Consider the following 18,045-nt stretch of genomic DNA (forward strand, 5'->3'; position numbering starts at 1 on the left):
GCCAGATGGTTATCAAGCGACGCGCGGCCGCCTTCGCCGCCGCGGCGGTCCTCGTCCTCACGCCGGTCGCCGCCTGCTCGGACGACGGCGGCTCCGGCTCCCAGCAGGTCACCCCGACCACCTCGCCCGCGATGACGGACCAGCCGCTGGACCCGTCGGCCGCCAAGGCGGAGATCACCAAGAACTGGACCGCCTTCTTCGACCCGAAGACGCCGACCGCCGAGCGGATCAAGCTCCTGGAGAACGGTGAGCAGATGGCTCCGGTCCTCGCCGCCTTCGCCGGCGACAAGACCGCCGGCCAGACCTCCGTCAAGGTCAAGAGCATCGACTTCACCTCGCCCACCGGCGCGAACGTCACCTACGACCTGCTCGTTGCCGGCAACACCGCGCTGCCGGACGCCAAGGGCACCTCCGTCCTCCAGAACGACACCTGGAAGGTCTCCGTGCAGACGCTCTGCGGCCTCGTCCAGGCCAGCGGTGCGACCGTCCCGGGCTGCTGAGAAGGCCCTGGCGCTGCTCGTCGCCGGGCTCACCGGGCTCGCCGCGCTCACCGCGGCGGGCTGCGGCAGCCGGCTCCCCGAGCGCGCCTTCGAGACGCGGCCCACCGCCAACCCCTCCGGCGGTGAGCCGCTCCGCGTCGGCATCATCACCAGCGCCACCAGCCCGGTCGGCGGCGACACCTTCACCGGCCCGCGCGACGGCGCCCTCGCCTACTTCGCCGCCCTGAACGCCCGCGGCGGCCTCGACGGGCGCCGGATCGAGGTGCTCACCTGCGACGACGGCGGCAGCGGCGTCGGCAACAACGCGTGCGTGCACCGGCTCGTCGACGAGCGCAAGGTCTTCGCCCTGGTCGCCACCACCGCCCTCGACTACGCGGGCGCGCCACGGGTCTCCGCGGCCGGCGTCCCCGACATCGGCGGCCAGCCGCTCACCCCCGCGTACGACACCTACCCCCACCTCTACGGGATCTACGGCAGCTCCGCCCCGCGCACCGGCAAGGCGCCGGGCTGGAACGGCGTCCTGTACGGCGGGACCGAGGTCTACCGCTGGTTCAGGTCCCATCTCGGCGCCCGCACCGCCGCCGTCGTCTCCTACAACCAGGCCGCCTCCGCCGGGTACGCCCGTCTGATCGCCGACGGGCTGCGCGCCGAGGGGTACCGGGTGGTCGACGAGCAGGTCGACTTCGTGCTGCCCAACTTCCGTGCCGTGGCGGCCGATCTGCGCGCGCAGAAGGTCGACGTCGTCTTCGACGCGATGGACACCCACGGCAACGCGAGGCTCTGCGAGGCGATGCAGGCCTCGGGCGTACGGGTCGCGGCCAAGGTGACGAACGTGCAGAACTGGTCCTCGACGGTGCCGCGCGACTACGCCGGTTCGCCCGCCTGCCGGGCCGCGCTCTATGTGACCGGCTCCAGCCGCAACTACGACGACCAGGACTTCCCGGCGGTCCGCGAGTTCCGCGACGCCATGCGGCAGCGGGGGCAACGGACGCTCTCCCAGTGGCAGTTGGAGGGCTGGGCGGCGGCCATGTGGTTCACCGACGCGGCCAGGTCCTGCCTCGGCGAGCCCGGCGGGCCGACCAGGGCCTGCGTCGAGAGGTACGTCAACCGGGCGGAGCCGTACACCGCCCGGGGGCTGCTCCTGCCCGTCCGCTTCGAACATCTCGCCGAGCCGCCGAAGTTCCACGACAACTGTCTGTCCGTGGCCCGTTGGCACGACGGCAGCGGCTGGATCGCGCAGGGGGACATGAACAAGAACTGCGCCAGCGTCCCCCAGTTGGGGTACCGCCCGTGAACAGCTGTGCGCCTGGCAGTACAGTCACCCCGACCATCCACCACCTGACCAGGGGGGATCCGGCGGCACGATGCGCATCTCTTTCCTGCTCCACAACGGCTACCACATCGGCGGCACGATCAGGACGACCTTCACGCTCGCCGCGGAGCTGGCGGACCGTCACGAGGTGGAGATCGTCTCGGTGTTCCGCCACCGCGACGAACCCATCCTCGGGGTCCCGGACGGGGTGACGCTGCGTCATCTCGTCGACATCCGGAAGAACAGCCCGGGGTACGACGGGGAGCATCCCGACTTCCACCGCCCCGCCCGGGTCTTCCCGCGCGGCGACGGGCGCTGGAAGCAGTACAGCGCGCTCACCGACGCCCGGATCGGCGCGCATCTCGCCTCCGTCGAGGCGGACGTGGTGATCGCCACCCGCCCGGGGCTCAACGTCCAGCTCGCCCGGCAGGCCCCGCGCGGCCCCGTCCTCGTCGGCCAGGAGCATCTGACCCTGGACGGGCACGGCTTCCGGCTGCGGCGCGACATCCGGCACGCGTACGCGCTCCTGGACGCCGTCACCACGGTCACCGAGGCCGACGCCCGCGCCTATCGCGCGCTCGCGCTGCCCGGCGTACGGATCGACGCCGTGCCCAACAGCGTGCCCGCGCCCGCCGTGCCGCCCGCCGATCCCGCCGCGAAGGTCGTCGTCGCGGCCGGCCGGCTCACCGCGGTCAAGCGCTACGACCTGCTGATCGACGCCTTCGCGGACGTGGCCGCCGCCCGGCCCGACTGGAAGCTGCGGATCTACGGCACCGGCGACGCCGTCGACGACCTGAAGAAGACCCTGGCCCGGCAGATCGAGCGGCTCGGGCTCGGCGGGCACGTCTTCCTCATGGGCACCGCCCACCCCATGGAGCCGGAGTGGGCCAAGGGCTCGCTCGCCGCGGTCACCTCGCGGCGCGAGTCCTTCGGGATGACCATCGTCGAGGCGATGCGCTGCGGACTGCCGGTGGTCTCCACCGACTGCCCGCACGGCCCCGGCGAGATCATCGAGGACGGGGTGGACGGACGGCTCGTCCCGGTCGACGACACCGCGGCGGTGGCCGCCGCGCTGCTCGCCCTGATCAACGACGACGAAGGCCGCGCCCGCGCGGCGAAGGCGGCCCTCGTCGCGTCCGAGCGCTTCGACCCGGCCCGTACCGCCGTGAGGCACGAGTCGATCTGGTCCGACCTGGCCGCGTCCGGCACCGCCGGACGCCCGCGCACCCACGGCGCCCTGCGGGCCGGCGTGCACCGCGGGGTGGGCGCGGCGATCGACGCGGTGTACACGGCGAAGGCGAAGGCGGGAACCCTGGTCCGCCGCTTCCGCTGAGCGGGCCCGGCCGGTACGCCCCGGGCGCGGGCGCTCAGGGGCCTTCCGGCCCGGGCCCTCGGCGGCCGGCCGGGCGGCGCTCCGGCGGCGGACTCGTGATCCGCATCCGCTCGTAGACGGCGAACTCGGGGTGGTGCAGGTCGAAGGCGGGCGACTCGGAGCGGATCCGGGGCACCGACGTGAAGTTGTGCCGGGGCGGTGGGCAGGAGGTCGCCCACTCCAGGGACCGCCCATACCCCCAGGGGTCGTCCACCTCGACCTTCTCGCCGTACCGCCAGGTGTGCCACACGTTGTAGAGGAAGGGGAGGGTGGAGAGGCCGAGCAGGAAGGCGCCGATCGTCGACACCGTGTTGAGCGCGGTGAAGCCGTCGGCGGCCAGATAGTCGGCGTACCGTCGCGGCATGCCCTCCGCGCCCAGCCAGTGCTGGACCAGGAAGGTGGTGTGGAAGCCCACGAAGAGGGTCCAGAAGTGCACCCTGCCGAGCCGCTCGTCGAGCATCCGCCCGGTGATCTTGGGCCACCAGAAATAGAAGCCGGCGAAGGTCGCGAAGGCGACCGTGCCGAAGACCGTGTAGTGGAAGTGCGCCACCACGAAGTACGAGTCGGTCACCTGGAAGTCCAGTGGCGGCGAGGCCAGGATCACCCCGGTCAGACCGCCGAACAGGAACGTCACCAGGAAGCCGGTGGACCACAGCATCGGCGTCTCGAAGGACAGCGAGCCGCGCAGCATGGTGCCGGTCCAGTTGAAGAACTTCACCCCGGTCGGCACGGCGATGAGGAAGGAGAGGAGCGAGAAGAAGGGCAGCAGCACCGCGCCGGTCACGAACATGTGGTGCGCCCACACCACGATGGACAGACCGGTGATGGCCATGGTGGCGCCGACCAGGGTCACATAGCCGAAGACCGGCTTGCGCGCGAAGACCGGGATGATCTCGCTGACGATGCCGAAGAACGGCAGGGCGATGATGTAGACCTCGGGGTGCCCGAAGAACCAGAACAGGTGCTGCCACAGCAGCGCCCCGCCGTGCTGCGGCTGGAAGACCACCGAGCCGAGCCGCCGGTCGGACTCCAGGACGAGCAGCGTCGCCGCGAGCACCGGAAAGGCCATCAGGACCAGGATCGTGGTGAAGAGGATGTTCCAGGTGAAGATCGGCATCCGGAACATCGTCATGCCCGGGGCCCGCATCCCGATGATCGTCGCCAGGAAGTTCACCGAGGCGAGGATGGTGCCGAAGCCGGAGAAGGCGAGCCCGACGATCCACAGGTCGACGCCCATGCCCGGCGCCCGCAGCAGGCTGTTGAGCGGCGCGTACGCGGTCCAGCCGAAGGCGGGGGGACCGTCCGGGGTGAGGAAGGAGCCGACCACCAGCAGGCCGCCGAAGAGGAACAGCCAGTACGAGAACATGTTGAGCCGCGGGAAGGCGACGTCGGGGGCGCCGATCTGGAGCGGCACCAGCTCGTTCGCGAAACCGGCGAAGGTGGGTGTCGCGAAGAGCAGCAGCATGATCGTGCCGTGCAGCGTGAAGGCCTGGTTGTACCCCAGGTTCGACAGCACCTGGAGTCCCGGCCTGGCCAGCTCGGCGCGCATCAGCATCGCGAGCACCCCGGCGATCAGGAAGAAGACGAACGAGGTCGCCAGATAGAGGTGGCCGATCTTCTTGTGGTCGGTGGTGGTGACCCAGTCGATCAGCACCCGGCCATGCCGCTGCCGCGGCGCTTCGGCGGCCGCGGTCTCGGTCTCGGTACCCATCCCCGGATGATGACCCGGTCCGGGCGGGCAGCGGGGGAGGCGGCCCGGCGGGTCGTCAGGTCGGCGGACGGCGTGGACGGGATGCGGGGAAATCGTGAATGCCGGGGGCACAGCGGCTCGGAGGGCCCCGGCCGCGGCCCGGCCCGACCGCGGCCGAATTACCGGTCGGGGCAAGCGGGTACGGAATTCGGGAAGCGCTTTCCGGATGTCGGCGGGGGAGTTGGGCGAGAGCGGTGGAACAGGCCGTGAATTACCCGCGAAACGGCCGGAAACCGCTGTTGCCGCACGGCTCGTTTACATCGAACTCATGTCGAGAACCTGTGACACAAGTGTGACCGGCAGGGTACTAACGTGAGCTGTATGACACCCGAACGCGCACGCGATCACGCCGCCGAAACGTATCTGGGGCTTGCCGAGGAGGCCGCCGAACGGCTGGCCAGGAGCCGGGGCTGGCGCGTCGTCCGCGCCCTTCCGCCGGGCTCGATCATCACCATGGAGTACCTGGAGGGGCGCATCAACTTCGAGGTCACGGACGGCGTCGTGACGCGCGTCTGGCTCGGCTGAGCAGCACGGCCGGGAGCGGTCCGGCGGGGCGGGCTCGGGGGCGGGCTCCGGGGGCGGGCTCCGGGGGTATGCGGGAGGGCCCCGGCCGGTCATCGGCCGGGGCCCTCCCGCGTACGTACGGTGCTTCCGGCGGCTCAGCCGCCCGTCACGGGCCGCGAGTGCGGCGGCCGGCGGCTGCCGGCCGGACCGACCGGGCTGCGCTCCGCCCGTACCGCGTGATGCGTGCCGTGGGCCGCGTGGGTCCGGGGCGCCGCCAGCGGCTGCCCGGCCCGCGCCGTACCGCTCCGGGCGGCCGGACCGCGGCCGGAGCCGGCGCCGACGGCCTCGCGGACCGGCTCCTCCGCCCCGGCCGGGCGCTGCGGGAACAGGCCCGGCAGCGGGCCTCCGCTCGCCACCGGCAGCGACGGCACCAGGCGCCGGCGGGACCGCAGCTGCTCGCGCAGCCGGTCGCGCACGCCCAGGATCCAGGCCTCCGCCACCGCGAGCACCGGCTCGCACCAGGGCAGCGCGAGCAGGACCACCAGGCCGGCGGCCCAGCCGAGCAGCACATCGCTCAGCCAGTGCGTCCCCAGATACACCGTGGTGAGGCCGACGCCGAGCGCGACCACCGCCGACAGCGCGGACAGATAGCGGCGGGCCCTCGGCGTGGTCGCCAGATAGGCCAGGATGCCCCAGGTCACGACCGCGTTCGCGGTGTGCCCGGACGGGAATATGTCGCCGCCCGCGAACAGCTCGGCGGAGCCGACCTGCGTCGCGTAGTGGGGGCCGAGCCGGCCGAGTCCGAGTTTGACCGCGCCGACGGTCGCGTTGAGGAGCAGCAGCGCGGCGCCGAGGCACAGCAGCGGTCGCAGCGTGTGCTGGCGCCAGGAGCGCCAGCCCAGCCACGCCGCCACCATGACGGCCGTCGGACCGCGCTGGCCGAGGACGACGTAGTAGTCGAGGAAGGCGTGCAGCCTCTGCCACTGCTGGTAGGGGCGGAAGAGCATGATCTTCCAGTCGAGGGTGACCAGCCAGGTCGACAGTAGTACGGCGACGACGATGGCCAGATAGAACGCCAGCGTCCCGCCGAAGAGGGCGAGACGCGTGCGGGTCATCCGCGGGACCTCTATCTTCGGCGGTTCCGGCTCCCGGTCCAGCCGGGCAAAGATGTCGGTACGCACCCAATCGACGTTACAGGGAGTGAGTAGCGACCTTGGTCGTTCCCGTGCCTTCGTGATGACGATGTGATGTGGAGTCGCTCTCGTCCGGGCGTTTGTTCGTGTCACCCGTCGGAAAATCCGATGACCTCCCTCACTTTTTCCGGACCGGTGTTTCCGTAAGCCTGTCCGAGGGCACGGCGGAATTCCCCGAACGCCCCCGAGTGCCGAATTACCCCCGGAAACCGCCCGTCCGCCGGCCCTTCTCCGGCCGGCGCGCGGTCCGTCCGGAGTGGCGTACGCCACACCCCCGCGGTCGCCGGGGTGAGAGCTGCACCACGTGATCGGGCCTTGAACTCGCGTACGCTGGCGATTCACTCGCCCGTCGATGCCGGGCCGTCCCGGGACCGCTCCCCGGCCGGTGCCCGCCGAGCGCGAGGGCTTCACTGGGAGGTACGTACATGGCGCGGACGAACACGGCCGGAGCACGTCTCCGCACCGCCGGCGGTGGTGCCAACCGCTGGGTCGTCCTCGTCGTCCTCTGCGTCAGCCTGCTGCTCGTCGCGCTCGACTCGACCGTGCTGCACGTCGCCGTCCCCTCCCTCACCGAGGACCTGCGCCCCAGCTCCACCGCGCTGCTGTGGATCGTCGACGCCTATCCGCTGATCTGCGCCTCGCTGCTCATCCTCTTCGGCACCCTGGGCGACCGGGTCGGCCGCAGACGGGTGCTGCTGCTCGGTTACGCGCTGTTCGGCCTCGCCTCCGCGGTCGCCGCGCTCGCCACCGTGCCCGAGGTGCTGATCGGCGCCCGCGCGCTGCTCGGCGTCGGCGGCGCGATGATCATGCCCGCGACGCTCTCGCTGCTCCGCGCCGTCTTCCCCGACCGGCGCGAGCGGGCCACCGCCATCGGCATCTGGACGGCCACCGCCGCGATCGGCGCCGCCACCGGACCGGTGCTCGGCGGCTTCCTCGTCGAGCACTACTGGTGGGGCTCGGTCTTCCTGATCAACATTCCGCTGATGGTGCTGATGCTGCCGCTCGGCCGGCTGCTGCTGCCCGAGTCGAAGGGCGACGCCGACGGGCCCTGGGACGTGCTCGGCGCGCTGATGGCCGCGGCCGGTGTGCTCGGCGTCGTCCTCGGCGTGAAGCGGCTCGGCGCAGGCGACCCGCCGCTCGCCCTCGGCACCCTCGGCCCGCTGCTGCTCGGCGCCGCACTGCTCGTCCTCTTCGTACGGCGTCAGAAGCGGCGCCCGTACCCGCTGATAGACATCCGGCTGTTCGCCCGCCCGGCCTTCACCACCTCGGTGGGCTGCGTGGTGCTCGCGATGCTGGCCCTGGTCGGTCTCCAGCTGATCGCCGTCCAGTACCTCCAGCTGGTCCTCGGCCTCAGCCCTGTCGAGACCGGCCTGCGGCTGCTGCCGCTGACCTTCGCCGCGATGGCGGCCGGCGCCACCGGCTCGTACACCCTGCGCCGGCTCGGCCCGCGCCGGATGGTCAGCTGGGGCTTCCTGCTGACCGCCGCCGCGGTGCTGCTGCTCGTCCTCATGGGCCAGCACGACCGGCCGCTGCTGCTCACCATCGGCTTCGTGCTGCTCGGCTTCGGCCTGCAGACCACGCTCTTCTCGGCGTACGAGTCGATGCTCAGCGAGGCCCCGCCGGAGAGCGCGGGCGGGGCCGCGGCGATCGGCGAGACCTCGTACCAGCTCGGCGCCGGCATGGGCACCGCGCTGCTCGGCAGCGTGATGAACGCGGCGTACGCACCCGGGCTCAGCGGGCTGCCGGGGGTGCCGGCGAACGCGGCGAAGGCCGCCACCAACTCGCTCGGCGAGGCCTACCAGGTCGCCGCCCGGCTCGGCGGCACGGCCGGCGAGGCCCTGCACCGCGCGGCCCGGCACGCCTTCGTGAACGGACTGCACGTGACGCTGTTCGTGAGCGCGGGGCTGCTGCTCGTCGGCGCGCTGATGGCGCTGCGCCTGCCGCGGGTGATGGAGTGCCCGCCGGTGGACCCGAAGCTCGCGGACGCGGTGGACAGGGCGGACACCCTGGACGGCGGGGGGCCGGCCCGGGCGTTGCCGGGACCTGCCGGTGAGCCGCGGACGGGGGGCGGGGCCGCGGATGCCGTACGGGTCCCCGCGACGCGGGGCCGGGCCGAACCGGCCGGCTCGGGAACGCCGGGCCACTGACGGTCGGAGTCGCTGACGGACCGAGTCGCTGACGGTCGGAACGGGCCGGGGGCCGGACCGGACCGAACCGGCTCAGGACTGGTTCGGGACTTCGGACTTCGGGACTGCTTCAGGACTGGTTGAAGAACCCGGTCTGCGAGCGGCCGCCGGTGACGATCTCCGTGTCGGCCGGGGTCAGCAGGAAGACCCGGGTCGCCACGCGCTCGATCGAGCCGCGCAGGCCGAAGGCCAGACCGGCGGCGAAGTCGACCACGCGCTTGGCGTCGTTCGGCTCCATCGCGGTCAGGTTCACGATCACCGGGACGCCGTCCCGGAACAGCTCGCCGATGCCCCGGGCGTCCCGGAACCCGTCGGGTGAGACGGTCGCGATCCGACGGCCGTGGTCCTGCGCCGTGTCGGACGCCACCCGCACCCGCGGGTCCGTCACCCAGGCGTCGTTGCCCTCGGCACCGTCGGCGTACTCGTCGTCGTAGTAACGCTCGTCGTTGTCCTCGACGAGTCCCAGCCAGGCACTGGCCTTGCGCACCGATCCCATGGACGCCTCCTTTCGCGCGGTCAGTGGTTCCGCAATCCCTATCGTCGTCCATGATGCGGATCGCGCGCCAAGTGGATAGTCGGCGCGCAGGGGATTCGTGACGGTACTGGTGCAGAACGTGAGGGTCGAAATCTGGCGATTCGTCAGGGATCTTGCGGTATGCGGGGGCTGACAGGGGGTCGGACGGGGGCGTGCAACTTAAAATATGAAAGTCGGGCCAGAAGGGTGACGACCGGGGCGTACGGGTGAACGCGCCGGCTGGGTACGATGCCCGACGCAGTCGCGCGGAGCCCACGCGCCGGTCCACGGGGGAGTGTCTTGTTCGGAATCGTCAGACCCTGCGCGCATCGTCTCACCGAACATCTGAAGACCGAGTGGATGGCCCATCTCTGCGGCCTCTGCCTGGCACTTCGCGCCGACCACGGGCAGTTCGCCCGGGTCGTCACCAACTACGACGGTCTGATCGTCTCGGTTCTGACGGAGGCTCAGACCGGCCGGACCGAGACCGGCCGGCGCACCGCGGGTCCCTGCCCGCTGCGCGCCATGCGGACCGCGCCCGTCGCGCGCGGCGAGGGCGCGCGGCTCGCCGCCGCCGTCTCCCTGGTGCTCGCCTCCGCGAAGATCCGCGACCATGTCGCCGACCGGGACGGGCTGCTCGCCCGCCGGCCGGTCGCCGCCGCGGCCCGCCGGGTCGCCCGCTCCTGGGACCGGGCCGGCGCCCGCACCGGCCGGGAACTCGGCTTCGACACCGCCGTCCTGGTCGACGCCGTCGACCGGCAGACCGGCCTGGAGGCCCTGGCCGGTCCCGGCACCTCGCTGCTCACCGTCACCGAGCCGACCGAGACCGCGACCGCGGCCGCCTTCGCGCACACCGCGGTCCTCGCCGGCCGCCCCGGCAACGCGGAACCGCTCGCCGAGGCCGGCAGGCTCTTCGGCCGGCTCGCCCATCTCCTGGACGCCGTCGAGGACCAGACCGCCGACGACGCGAGCGGCGCCTGGAACCCGCTCACCGCGACCGGCACCTCCCGCGAGGAGGCCCGCCGGCTCGCCGACGACGCCCTGCACGGCATACGCCTCGCCCTGAAGGACGCCGAGTTCACCGACGGGCATCTGGCCCATGTGCTGCTCGCGCACGAGCTGCGGGTCTCCGTCGACCGGGCCTTCGCCACCACGGGGGCCGGCTGCGCGACGCATGGCGCGACGCACAGTGCTCAGGGCGGGGGGCAGCCGCCGCATGTGCCCGTGCCCGGCAACCCGTACGCCGACCCCGCTTCGGGTCCCTGGCACCCCGGCCCCGGCGGGCCCGGCGGCGGCCCGCTGCCGCCGGAGCCGCCGAACCGCCGCGGCACGCTGGCCGGCTGCGCCGTCTGGCTCGGCCTGGCCTGCACCTGCCAGATGTGCTGCGGCACCTACGAGGACCCGTGGAGCCGTCAGCGTCGCGAGGCGCTGTGCAACGACCCCGGCAGCTGCTGCGACTGCTGTGACTGCTGCAGCAACTGCTCGGACGGCTGCGGCTGCTGCGGTGACGGGTGCTGCTGCGACGGATGCGACTGCGGCTGCGACTGCTGAGGGGGCGCGTGCCTTCCTCGGCCCGCCCCTCCGGGCTGTGGAATGGTGACTGACCATGAGCACGGATGCATCACAGGACTGGCAGCACTGGCACGAACAGCGCACGGCCGCCGTCGCCTCGTCGTACGGACCGCTCTCGCTGACTGGCACCTACTGGCTCTCGGACTTTCCCGAGGGGCGAATTCCGGCCGTTCCGGGGGAGTGGCGGGCGGACGGCGACGAGGTCGTCCTCACCGCGGGCGCCGAGGACGCGATCACGGTCGACGGGGCGCCGCTGATCGGCACGGTCCGGCTGACCGCCGACCACGCCCCGATCCACGAGTCCCGGGCCGAGTCCGACGGGCGGCGCCTGGTGGTGCTACGCCGCGAGGGCGAATGGGCGGTACGGGACTTCGACCCGGAGTCGGCGGCGCGGCGCGCCTTCCGGGGCATCGAGGCCACGCCGTACGACGAGAAATGGGTACGGCCGGGGGTCTTCCGCCCGTACGCCGAGGCCCGCAGCGTCCGGGTGGAGAACGCGGACGGCCGGGAACGCGGCCTCGGGCTCGCCGGCGAGCTGGTCTTCGACCTCGACGGCACCGACCACAGCCTCCAGGTCGCGGTCGAGGCCGACGGCACGCTGTGGGCGGTCTTCGCCGACGCCACCAGCGGCAAGGACAGCTACCGCTTCCGCTTCCTCCGCCCGCCCGCCCCGGCGGCGGACGGCTCGGTGACGGTGGACTTCAACCGCACCCTGCTGCCACCGTGCGCGTTCGCGCCGCACTTCATCTGCCCCTTCCCGCCCCCGGGCAACACGCTCGCCACGGAGATCGCGGCGGGCGAGCGGCGGGTAGCGGGGAGCTGACGCCGGGTCGGGGGTCCGATCCGCCCGCGATCCCGCAGGGGGCGGTGGGCCGGGCGGCCGGACGCACCGCCCGCCGCTTGCCGCCTGCGGCTCGGCAGCTCCGTGCGTCGCCGGTCGGCCGCGACTCGGTCCCGGCGCGTCGCCGGTCACCTGCAGCCCGCCGCCCGGCGGCCGGGCGCCGACGGGTGGCGCGGGCCGCACCCCGCCCGCCGCCCCGCCACCCCGCGCCGCCCACGCGCGTAGACCGGGCGCGCGGGCGGTCTTGTGCGTTCCGGATCGGTGGGTCAGTATCGCTCGCGGTGCATGTCAGGAACACGTCACCTGACGGTGCCTCATGGACCCGCCACCCACGGGTCCCTCCGCTCGTGACCCGAAGGAGAACAGTGAGGACCACGCGCATCCGGCTGCTCGCCGTCGTCGCCGCCGCAACGGCGGCCACCGCCCTCGGCCTTCCCGGCGCCCAGGCCGCCCCCACGCCCGGACCCGCGAGCGCCCAGGCGCTCGCCCGTGCCGACGCCGCCGTTCTGAAGGCGGACGTCGGCGGCACCGCCTGGTACGTCGACAAGGCCGCAGGCCGGGTCGTCGTCACCGCCGACTCCACGGTCTCCGAGGCGCAGATCGCCAAGATCAAGCACCAGGCCGGGGCCGACGCCACCGCGCTGCGCGTCGAGAGAACCTCCGGCGTGTTCAAGCCCCTGCTCGCCGCCGGCGACGCCATCTACGGCAACGGCTACCGCTGTTCCCTCGGCTTCAACGTCCGCAGCGGCAGCACCTACTACTTCCTCACCGCCGGTCACTGCGGCAACGTCGTGAACACCTGGTACGCCAACTCGGCCCAGTCCACGCTGATCGGTCCGACCACCGGCTCCAGCTTCCCCGGCAACGACTACGCCCTGGTGCGCTACGACAACACCTCGCTGAGCCACACCGGCGGCTTCACCGCGGCCGACGCGTACGTGGGCGAGTCCGTCAAGCGCTCCGGCTCCACCACGGGCACCCGCAGCGGCACCGTCACCGGCCTCGACGCCACCGTCCACTACTCCGGCGGCGGCACCGTGCGGGGCATGATCCAGACCAATGTCTGCGCCGAGCCCGGCGACTCGGGCGGTGCCCTCTACGACGGCACCAAGGCGCTCGGCATCACCTCCGGCGGCAGCGGCAACTGCTCGACCGGCGGCACCACGTTCTTCCAGCCGGTGCCCGAGGCGCTCGCCAAGTACAAGGTCAGCCTGTACTGAGCCACCCGGCCCCGTACCGAGCCACCTGGCCCTGTATCGAGCAACTCCCTTGCCCGGCTGGTTGGTTGAAAGTCGCACGGCCGAAAGCCGCCCTTGCGGCCGAAATCCGTGCGGCTTGAGACTCCCCCACAGCGCAGGCCCCCCAAGGCCGCGCCTCACGGGCCCGTCACCCCACGGCGGACCCCCGATATTCCCCTCTGGAGGAATGAGAAGTGAGGACCACGCGCACCACCCCCACGAGAACGGTCCGGATGCTCGCCATCGCGACCGGTCTGGTCGCCGCGGCGGCGATCGCCGTCCCCACCGCCAGCGCCGACTCCGCCGCGTCGGCCGGCACCTTCAGCGCCACCCAGCTGTCCGCCGCCGGTGACGCCGTCCTGGCCGCCGACGTCGCCGGCACCGCCTGGCGCACCGACGCCGCCACCGGGAAGGTGGTCGTCACCGTCGACTCCACCGTGTCCCAGGCGGAGATCGCCAAGATCAAGCGCCAGGCCGGTGACAACGCCGGCGCCCTGCGCATCGAGCGCACCGCCGGGAAGTTCAACAAGCTGATCTCCGGCGGCGACGCCATCTACGCGAGCAGCTGGCGCTGCTCGCTCGGCTTCAATGTCAAGGACAGCGCCGGCAACTACTACTTCCTGACCGCCGGTCACTGCACCGACGGCGCCGGCACCTGGTGGTCCAACTCCTCCCACAGCACCGTCCTCGGCAGCACGGCGGGGTCGAGCTTCCCGACCAACGACTACGGGATCGTGCGCTACACCAACACCTCGATCACCAAGTCCGGCACGGTCGGCAGCGTCGACATCACCAGCGCCGCCAACGCCACCGTCGGCATGTCCGTCACCCGCCGCGGCTCCACCACCGGCATCCACAGCGGTACGGTCACCGGCCTCAACGCCACGGTGAACTACGGCGGCGGCGACATCGTCTACGGCATGATCCAGACCAACGTCTGCGCCGAGCCCGGCGACTCCGGCGGCCCGCTCTACTCCGGCAGCCGCGCCATCGGCCTCACCTCCGGCGGCAGCGGCAACTGCACCTCGGGCGGCACCACGTTCTTCCAGCCCGTGACGGAGGCGCTGAGCGCGTACGGCGTGAACGTCTACTGATCCCGTAGCCGTCCATCCCGTAGCCTCCGCAGGTCTTACGGCCCTCCGGCCACCGCTTCCGCGGTGACCGGAGGGCCGGTCGTTTCCAGGACCTTCGCCCCTCGTCCTCAGGTCTTTCCCCGGCGCCGCCCCACCACCCCCGGGTGTCGAATGGAAGTGCGAGACAACGGGGAAGGGATCCGGAAGGAGACGCCGTCATGGACGCGGCACGGATGGTGGACGGACTCGTCGAACGGGCGCTCACGGCGCTCGCGGAGTTCGGGACGTTCGACCAGGAACAGGTCGACCACGTCGTGAAGAAGGCCTCGCTCGCCGCCCTCGCGGCGCACGGGGAACTCGCGCGCCTTGCCGTCGAGGAGACCGGCCGCGGCCTCTTCGAGGACAAGGCGGTCAAGAACCTCTTCGCCTGCGAGCACGTCACCCACTCGATGGCCGGGCTGCGGACGGCCGGTGTGATCCGCCGCGACGAGCTGAACGGCATCACCGAGATCGCCGAACCCGTCGGCGTCGTCTGCGCGATGACCCCCGTCACCAACCCCACCTCGACCACCGTCTTCAAGGCGCTGATCGCCCTGAAGACCCGTAACCCCATCGTCTTCGCCTTCCACCCCTCCGCCCAGCGCTGTTCCGCCGAGGCCGCCCGGATCGTGCGCGACGCCGCCGTCGCGGCCGGCGCGCCCGCCGACTGCGTGCAGTGGATCGAGGAGCCGTCGATGGCGGCCACCGGGCTCCTCATGCGCCACGAGGGCGTCTCCACCATCCTCGCCACCGGCGGCAACGCGATGGTCCGCGCCGCCTATTCGTGCGGCAAGCCCGCCCTCGGCGTCGGCGCCGGAAACGTCCCCGCCTATGTCGCCAAGGACGCCAGGCTGCGCCGCGCGATCCACGACATCACCCTCTCCAAGGCCTTCGACCACGGCATGATCTGCGCCTCCGAGCAGGCCGTGATCCTCGACACGGAGGTGTACGAGGAGGGCATCGCCGAGTTCCGGCGGCTCGGCGCCCATGTCGTCACCGCCGCCGAGAAGACCAAGCTGGAGGAGTACCTCTTCGGCGCCACCGCCCACGGCGCGGACTGCGCCGGCGCGAAGCTCAACGCGGACGTCGTCGGCAGGTCCCCGGTGTGGATCGCGGAACAGGCCGGCTTCGAGGTCCCCGAGGGCACCTCGGTGCTGATCGCCGAGTGCGCCGAGGTCGGCGAGAACGAGCCGCTCACCCGAGAGAAGCTCTCCCCGGTGCTCGCCGCCCTCAGGGCGGGATCCACCGAGGAGGGCCTCGAACTGGCCGCACGGATGGTCGAGTTCCACGGTCTGGGGCACAGCGCCGCCATCCACACCGAGGACGAGGCGCTCGCCGAGGAGTTCGGCCGGCGGGTCCGGGCGATCCGGGTCATCGTCAACGCCCCGTCCACCTTCGGCGGCATCGGCGACGTCTACAACGCCTTCCTGCCCTCGCTGACCCTCGGCTGCGGCTCGTACGGACACAACTCCGTCAGCGACAACGTCTCCGCGGTCAACCTGATCAACATCAAGCGGATCGGACGGCGCAACACCAACATGCAGTGGTACAAGATCCCGCCGAAGATCTACTTCGAGCGCCACGCCATCCGCTACCTCGGCGACATGGAGGGCCTGAAGCGGGTCACGATCGTCACCGACAAGACCATGGGCGCCCTCGGCTTCGTACGGAAGATCACCGACATCCTGGGCGGGCGCCCCGAGCCGGTCGCGATCCAGATCATCGACAACGTCGAGCCCAACCCGGAGCTCGCCACCGTCCGGGCCGGTGCCGCCGCCATGCGGGACTTCGGGCCGGACACCATCGTGGCCCTCGGCGGCGGCTCGCCGATGGACGCGGCGAAGATCATGTGGCTGATGTACGAGCGGCCCGAGGTCGAGTTCGCGGACACCAAGGAGAAGTTCTTCGACATCCGCAAGCGCGCCTACGCCTTCCCCAAGCTCGGCGAGAAGGCGAGGCTGGTCGCGATCCCGACGACCTCCGGCACCGGCAGCGAGGTCACCCCCTTCGCCGTCATCTCCGACCCGGCGGCCGCCCAGAAGTACCCGCTCGCCGACTACGCGCTCACCCCGGACGTCGCCATCGTCGACCCGCTGCTGCCGCTGCACCTGCCGCCGACGGTCACCGCCGACTCCGGCTTCGACGCCCTGACCCACGCCACCGAGGCGTATGTCTCCGCCTACGCCAACGACTTCACCGACGGCCAGTGCCTCCAGGCCATCCGGCTGATCTTCGAGAACCTGGAGACCTGTGTGACGGAGGGCGCGAAGGCGCCCGAGGCCCGCGAGCGGATGCACAACGCGTCCACCATCGCCGGCATGGCCTTCGCCAACGCCTTCCTCGGCCTGGTGCACGCCATGGCCCACACCCTCGGCAACACCTTCCACGTCGCCCACGGACGCACCAACGCCCTGCTCCTGCCGCATGTGATCCGGCACAACGGCACCGTCACCCACAAGGCCGTGCCGTGGCCCAAGGCCGAGGTCTACCGGGCCCCCGAGCGCTACCAGGAGATCGCCCGGATGCTCGGCCTGCCGGCCGCGACCCCGGCCGAGGGCGTGGAGTCCTACGCCCGGGCGGTGGAGGAGCTGCGCGACCGGTGCGGCATCCCCGCCTCCTTCCGGGCGGCGGGCGTCGACGAGGAGGCCTTCCTGGCCGCCCTGCCGCAGCAGGCGATGAACGCGTACGCCGACCAGTGCGCGCCCGCCAACCCGCGGATGCCGATGATCGACGAGATGAAGGAGCTGATGACCCGGGCGTACTACGGGAAGTAGGCCGTCCCGGACGGTTCCGGACATACAACGAGGCCCCCACCGCCGGTGGGGGCCTCGCCGTACGTCCGGTGCGGAGTCACGCCTCCGCCTCCGGCTGTCGCTTCAGCGAGGACATCACCAGGGTGACCGCCGTGCCCACGACCGCCCAGGCGGACAGGACCAGCATCGCCCCGGTCATGTCGTTGCCCTTGAAGTACGCGATCGAGCGCGCCGCCCAGGTGCCCGCGCCCGGTGGCAGGGCCGGGCCGATCGCCTTCCAGAACGGCGGCAGCATCGGCAGCGGGAAGGCGCCGCCCGCGCTGGGATTGCCCGCGACGACGATCAGCAGGATCGCCAGGCCGATGCCGACGATCCCGAAGACGGACTGGAGGGCGAGGGTGGCGGCGCCGACCGCGAAGACCACCAGGGTGCCCAGGCCCCACAGCGCGGCCACGCTGCCGGGCAGCGCGCCGAGGATCGGGCCGACGATGATCGCGCCGCCGAGGCCGCCGAGGGCCGCGTAGAGCGCGAGCGTCCCGAGCCGGATGACCGCCCGGTGCGGGTTGGCGGGCCGGGCGCCCGTGCTGATGGCCAGGATCGCGGCGCAGATGTAGCCGCCGACGCACCAGCCGACCACCAGGTAGAAGGCGGACAGCCCGTCGAAGTCCTGCGGGGAGGCCGGGGCCACGTCGACGGTCCGGATGGTGCGCCGGTTGGCCGCCTCCACCTGGGTGAACATCTTCTCCAGGGCGGCGGAGAGCACCGTGCCGCCGCCGGAGGCGACGAGCAGGGTGTCGGTGCGGCCCCGCGGGTCGACGATCAGGGCCCCGTCGATGTCCCGGTTCATGATCTGGTCCCGGGCCGCGTCCGCGTCCGCGACCGTCCGCGGGTCGAGCGGGTCGCCGGGCAGCTGCTCCAGGCGTCCCATGAGGACGGTGGAGACCTGCTGCGGGGCGACCACGCCGAAGGGCACGTCCGTCGGCTTGGGGTTGTGCAGGGCCCCGACGTACGAGGCGATGAACAGGAGCTGGAGGGCGAAGACGCCGACGACCAGCAGGGCTGCTCGGGGAGTGACGGCGCTCTTCAGTTCGTCGACGAGGCTCATGCCCCCACGCTCGGGTGACACCGGTGTTTCCGCAGGTGGGACGGGCCCGAACGGATGACGGGCAGGGAGTGCGGAGAGGTCGGGCAGGTACGG

Annotated in this window: 14 protein-coding genes; 10 read left to right on the forward strand and 4 right to left on the reverse strand. The window is 72.2% G+C overall.

The window, feature by feature from the left end:
* The first annotated feature begins 5 nt into the window (after window positions 1-5).
* The 3 genes from AB0C73_RS31600 to AB0C73_RS31610 all read left to right on the forward strand — a co-directional run bounded on the left by AB0C73_RS31600 (window position 6) and on the right by AB0C73_RS31610 (window position 3,145).
* A complete protein-coding gene (locus AB0C73_RS31600; RefSeq protein ID WP_362536810.1) occupies window positions 6-500 on the forward strand; it encodes a hypothetical protein in 495 nt (164 codons plus the stop codon).
* 7 nt (window positions 501-507) lie between these two features.
* Window positions 508-1,794: an ABC transporter substrate-binding protein gene (locus AB0C73_RS31605; RefSeq protein WP_362536870.1), complete on the forward strand. Its 1,287-nt coding sequence runs from the start codon at window positions 508-510 to the stop codon at window positions 1,792-1,794.
* A gap of 70 nt (window positions 1,795-1,864) precedes the next feature.
* Window positions 1,865-3,145 carry a glycosyltransferase gene (locus AB0C73_RS31610; protein ID WP_362536811.1) on the forward strand — a complete coding sequence of 427 codons (1,281 nt, stop codon included), beginning with the start codon at window positions 1,865-1,867 and terminating at the stop codon, window positions 3,143-3,145.
* 34 nt (window positions 3,146-3,179) lie between these two features.
* On the opposite strand, the gene ctaD is transcribed toward AB0C73_RS31610, so the two are convergent.
* Window positions 3,180-4,895, reverse strand: coding sequence for a cytochrome c oxidase subunit I (gene ctaD / locus AB0C73_RS31615; RefSeq protein WP_362536812.1), 1,716 nt, complete (start codon window positions 4,893-4,895; stop codon window positions 3,180-3,182).
* Window positions 4,896-5,255: 360 nt separating this feature from the next.
* On the opposite strand from ctaD, the gene AB0C73_RS31620 reads away from it, so the two are divergent.
* Complete coding sequence (locus AB0C73_RS31620; RefSeq protein ID WP_362536813.1) at window positions 5,256-5,459, forward strand: I78 family peptidase inhibitor; 204 nt, start codon at window positions 5,256-5,258, stop codon at window positions 5,457-5,459.
* Between the two features lie 134 nt (window positions 5,460-5,593).
* On the opposite strand, the gene AB0C73_RS31625 is transcribed toward AB0C73_RS31620, so the two are convergent.
* On the reverse strand, window positions 5,594-6,619 hold the full coding sequence (locus AB0C73_RS31625; protein WP_362536814.1) for a phosphatase PAP2 family protein: 1,026 nt from the start codon (window positions 6,617-6,619) through the stop codon (window positions 5,594-5,596).
* Between the two features lie 437 nt (window positions 6,620-7,056).
* Between AB0C73_RS31625 and AB0C73_RS31630 the strand changes: the two genes are divergently transcribed.
* On the forward strand, window positions 7,057-8,778 hold the full coding sequence (locus tag AB0C73_RS31630; RefSeq protein WP_362536815.1) for an MFS transporter: 1,722 nt from the start codon (window positions 7,057-7,059) through the stop codon (window positions 8,776-8,778).
* Between the two features lie 109 nt (window positions 8,779-8,887).
* Here the strand turns inward: AB0C73_RS31630 and sepF are convergent, their stop codons facing one another.
* Entirely contained in the window at window positions 8,888-9,313 is a 426-nt protein-coding gene (gene sepF, locus AB0C73_RS31635; protein WP_362536816.1) for a cell division protein SepF, read from the reverse strand.
* A 318-nt stretch (window positions 9,314-9,631) separates the two neighbouring features.
* Between sepF and AB0C73_RS31640 the strand changes: the two genes are divergently transcribed.
* From AB0C73_RS31640 to adhE, 5 genes are all read left to right on the forward strand, one after another.
* The gene (locus AB0C73_RS31640) at window positions 9,632-10,882 is read left to right on the forward strand and encodes a DUF5685 family protein (protein WP_362536817.1); all 1,251 of its coding nucleotides are present in this window, start codon (window positions 9,632-9,634) and stop codon (window positions 10,880-10,882) included.
* 55 nt (window positions 10,883-10,937) lie between these two features.
* The gene (locus tag AB0C73_RS31645; protein ID WP_362536818.1) at window positions 10,938-11,726 is read left to right on the forward strand and encodes a DUF1684 domain-containing protein; all 789 of its coding nucleotides are present in this window, start codon (window positions 10,938-10,940) and stop codon (window positions 11,724-11,726) included.
* A 383-nt stretch (window positions 11,727-12,109) separates the two neighbouring features.
* Window positions 12,110-12,964, forward strand: a complete 855-nt coding sequence (locus AB0C73_RS31650; RefSeq protein WP_362536819.1) for a S1 family peptidase — start codon at window positions 12,110-12,112, stop codon at window positions 12,962-12,964.
* Window positions 12,965-13,176: 212 nt separating this feature from the next.
* The gene (locus AB0C73_RS31655) at window positions 13,177-14,076 is read left to right on the forward strand and encodes a S1 family peptidase (protein WP_362536820.1); all 900 of its coding nucleotides are present in this window, start codon (window positions 13,177-13,179) and stop codon (window positions 14,074-14,076) included.
* Between the two features lie 197 nt (window positions 14,077-14,273).
* A complete protein-coding gene (gene adhE, locus AB0C73_RS31660; RefSeq protein ID WP_362536821.1) occupies window positions 14,274-16,868 on the forward strand; it encodes a bifunctional acetaldehyde-CoA/alcohol dehydrogenase in 2,595 nt (864 codons plus the stop codon).
* 76 nt (window positions 16,869-16,944) lie between these two features.
* Here adhE and AB0C73_RS31665 read toward each other — a convergent pair whose 3' ends face one another.
* Window positions 16,945-17,952, reverse strand: coding sequence for a DUF3533 domain-containing protein (locus AB0C73_RS31665; RefSeq protein ID WP_362536822.1), 1,008 nt, complete (start codon window positions 17,950-17,952; stop codon window positions 16,945-16,947).
* Between the last annotated feature and the right edge of the window lie 93 nt (window positions 17,953-18,045).

Origin of the sequence: Streptomyces sp. NPDC048623, from assembly GCF_040650755.1 — a bacterium.
In the GTDB taxonomy this organism is placed as follows: domain Bacteria; phylum Actinomycetota; class Actinomycetes; order Streptomycetales; family Streptomycetaceae; genus Streptomyces.

What these genes read in the sequence shown, in the direction of transcription:
- ctaD (WP_362536812.1), bottom strand. Translation starts at nt 4,895, where the DNA reads ATGGGTACCGAGACCGAGACCGCGGCCGCCGAAGCGCCGCGGCAGCGG.
- AB0C73_RS31600 (WP_362536810.1), top strand. Translation starts at nt 6, where the DNA reads ATGGTTATCAAGCGACGCGCGGCCGCCTTCGCCGCCGCGGCGGTCCTC.
- AB0C73_RS31665 (WP_362536822.1), bottom strand. Translation starts at nt 17,952, where the DNA reads ATGAGCCTCGTCGACGAACTGAAGAGCGCCGTCACTCCCCGAGCAGCC.
- AB0C73_RS31620 (WP_362536813.1), top strand. Translation starts at nt 5,256, where the DNA reads ATGACACCCGAACGCGCACGCGATCACGCCGCCGAAACGTATCTGGGG.
- AB0C73_RS31610 (WP_362536811.1), top strand. Translation starts at nt 1,865, where the DNA reads ATGCGCATCTCTTTCCTGCTCCACAACGGCTACCACATCGGCGGCACG.
- AB0C73_RS31630 (WP_362536815.1), top strand. Translation starts at nt 7,057, where the DNA reads ATGGCGCGGACGAACACGGCCGGAGCACGTCTCCGCACCGCCGGCGGT.
- AB0C73_RS31645 (WP_362536818.1), top strand. Translation starts at nt 10,938, where the DNA reads ATGAGCACGGATGCATCACAGGACTGGCAGCACTGGCACGAACAGCGC.
- adhE (WP_362536821.1), top strand. Translation starts at nt 14,274, where the DNA reads ATGGACGCGGCACGGATGGTGGACGGACTCGTCGAACGGGCGCTCACG.
- sepF (WP_362536816.1), bottom strand. Translation starts at nt 9,313, where the DNA reads ATGGGATCGGTGCGCAAGGCCAGTGCCTGGCTGGGACTCGTCGAGGAC.